The sequence below is a fragment of the Ruegeria sp. genome, from assembly GCF_028066395.1.
GTDB lineage: Bacteria > Pseudomonadota > Alphaproteobacteria > Rhodobacterales > Rhodobacteraceae > Ruegeria.
The window spans coordinates 1-3,104 of sequence record NZ_JALCBM010000133.1; the positions used below are offsets into that span (position 1 = coordinate 1).

The 3,104-nt window shown below is 65.8% G+C and carries 1 protein-coding gene and 1 pseudogene; both read left to right on the top strand.

Features of this window, described 5'->3' with window-relative positions:
• Window positions 1-2: 2 nt before the first annotated feature.
• A complete protein-coding gene (locus MPJ51_RS21640) occupies window positions 3-2,747 on the top strand; it encodes a DUF4159 domain-containing protein (protein WP_298391127.1) in 2,745 nt (914 codons plus the stop codon).
• Window positions 2,744-3,104, top strand: a pseudogene (locus MPJ51_RS21645) (hypothetical protein); the annotation flags it as partial. The gene MPJ51_RS21640 and the pseudogene MPJ51_RS21645, both read left to right, overlap by 4 nt.

Consider the following 3,104-nt stretch of genomic DNA (forward strand, 5'->3'; position numbering starts at 1 on the left):
GCATCGGCTTTACCGCGCCCTGGGTACTGCTGGGTCTGCTGACCCTGCCGATCCTGTGGTTGATCCTGCGCGCCGTGCCACCCGCACCGATCCGCCGCCTGTTCCCGGCGGTGACGTTGCTGCTGGGTCTGAAGGATGACGAAAGTGTCTCGGATCGCACCCCTTGGTGGCTGCTGCTGCTGCGGATGCTGGCGGCGGCGGCGATCATCATTGGGCTGGCGGGTCCGGTCCTGAACCCCGCGCGGGATGAGGCTGGATCGGGTCCCTTACTGCTGGTGCTGGATGCCAGCTGGGCCGGGGCCTCCCGTTGGTCCGCCACGCTGGATCAGATCGACGCCCAACTGACCGAGGCTGGACGCGCCGGTCGCCCCGTCTCAATCCTGCGCCTGACGGATGCCGAGGCGCCGGTGTTTCAGGCGGCAGAGGCATGGCGCGGGCGCTTGCCCGGCCTGACGCCGATGCCCTGGCAACCGACCGAGGCGCAGATCGATGGCGCTGTGGCCGCGCTGGGTGAAATTCCCGGAGGGTTCGACACCCATTGGTTCAGCGACCGCCTGTCCTATGCCGGGCATGACCGGCTGCTCTCGGCCCTGCAATCGCGCGGGGCGGTGACGGTCTATCGGTCCTCGGCCCCGGTCGTGGCGGTTGCGCCTGCGTCTTATCAGGATGGGGCGATCCAACTGACCGCTTTGCGGGCCGAACCCGGCGGGGCTGAAACCATCACCGTGCTGGCCCAAGGCCGTGATCCGGCGGGTGCGATGCGGGTGCTGCACACGACCGAGATGCAGTTCGAAACCGGCTCTGACACGGCACAAACCGAGCTGGCGCTGCCCTCGGAACTGCGCGCCCGGATCACCCGGTTCGAGATACAGGGCCAGCGGTCCGCCGGGGCCGTGACCCTGACCGATGACAGCCTGCGCCGGCGCGAGGTCGCCCTGATCGCCGGAACCCTGAACCGCGAGGGGCTAGAGCTGCTGTCGCCGCTGCATTACCTGACGCAGGTGCTGATCCCGACCGCCGATTTTGTCGAAGGCGGTTTGCTCGAGGTTCTGCCCGCCAACCCCGATGTGATCGTTCTGGCCGATGTGGCCACATTGTCCGACACCGAACAGGCGCGTCTGACCGAATGGGTCGAACAGGGCGGGCTGCTGCTGCGCTTTGCCGGACCCCGCATGGCCGCCAGCGATCTTGGCCGCGATGCCGAGGATACCCTGCTGCCCGTCCGCCTGCGTAGCGGTGGCCGGTCCGTCGGTGGCGCGATGAGCTGGGGTGAGGCGAAGGGGTTGGCGCCCTTTCCCGAAGGCTCGCCCTTCTTCGGGTTGCAGATTCCGCCGGATGTCACCGTGACCACGCAAGTCATGGCACAACCAGACCCTAATCTGGCGGATCGGGCGATTGCCTCGCTGTCTGACGGCACACCTCTGGTGACGCGCAAGGCGCTGGGGCTGGGGCAGGTGGTGCTGTTCCACGTGACCGCAGACGCGGAATGGTCCAGCCTGCCGCTTTCGGGCCTGTTTGTCGAAATGCTGGACCGTCTCGCCGTCGCCTCCGCCGCGAAATCCCGGCAGGTGGAGCAGTTACAGGGCACTACGTGGGAGCCGATCCAGATACTCGACGGGTTCGGCACCTTGTCGGATGCAGGGAACTTGCCCGGCGTGGACGGAGTGGCGCTGGTCTCGGGGCAGGTCGGGCCAGAACTGCGCCCGGGCCTTTATGAAAGCGGCAAGCAGAAATTGGCGTTGAACGTTCTGGCGGAGGATACGGTGCTGACCCCGGCGGTCTGGCCACCGGATGTGCCAATCAAGGGTCAGGAAATCAGCACCGAAACTCCGATTGGGGGAATTCTGCTGAGCCTCGCGCTGATCCTGTTGACCGTGGACGTAATCGCTTCGCTGGCCTTGTCCGGGCGGTTGGGTCTGGCGCGCGCGACGGCGATGGTGCTGGGCGCTCTGCTGCTGGTGCCACAGGCACAGGCGCAGACGCCGGAAGAGACGGAATTTGCTCTCAATTCCACGCAGGAACTGGTGTTGGCCCATGTGCTGACCGGGGATGCGCAGGTGGACGATATCGCGCTGGCTGGGATGCGCGGGCTGGTGCAGACGCTCTATTACCGCACTTCGGTCGAACCGGCAGAGCCTGTGGGGGTCGATCTGGAACGTGATGAGCTGGCCTTTTTCCCGCTGCTCTACTGGCCGATCACACCGGATCAGCCGCAGCCCTCGGCCGAGGCGTATGCCAAGCTGAACGCCTATCTGCGCTCGGGCGGTATGATCCTGTTCGACACGCGCGACGCCAATATCGCCGGTTTCGGGGCTGCCAGCGCCAATGGGCGCAAGTTGCAACAGCTGGCAGGTCCGCTGAATATCCCCTCGTTAGAGCCTATTCCCCGCGACCATGTGCTGACCCGCACTTTCTATCTGTTGCAGGATTTCCCGGGCCGCTATGGCGGAACTGAAGTCTGGGTTGAATCCGCCCCGCTGGATGCCGAACAGATCGAGGGGATGCCCTTCCGTAACCTCAATGACAATGTCACGCCAGTGGTGATCGGCGGCAATGACTGGGCCGGGGCTTGGGCGGTGGATCGCAACGGACAGGCGCTGCTGCCGGTAGGGCGCGGCTATGCGGGCGAACGTCAGCGGGAACTGGCGCATCGTTTTGGTGTCAATCTGGTGATGCATGTGCTGACCGGGAATTACAAATCCGATCAGGTCCACGTGCCCGCCCTTCTGGACAGGCTGGGACAATGACCGGAACCGTCATCTTCGATCCGCTGATCCCCTGGCCCATTCTGGCGGTGATTGCCACTGTTGCGCTGGGCGGCATCGTGCTGGCCCTGTGGCGCGGCCTGTCCGGCTGGGCGCTGCGTGGGCTGGCAGCTTTGGTCGTTATCGCCGCCCTGTCCGGCCCGGTCTATCAGATCGAAGACCGCGCGCCGCTGACCGATATCGTGCTGATGCTGGAAGATGAAAGCGCCAGCCAGACTCTGTCGGACCGCGCCGACCAGACCGCCCGCGCCGCCAATGAACTGGCCGCCGAGATTGAGCGCCGTGACAACACCGAACTGCGCCGCATCCGCGTCGGCGATGGTGAGGGCGACGCGGGCA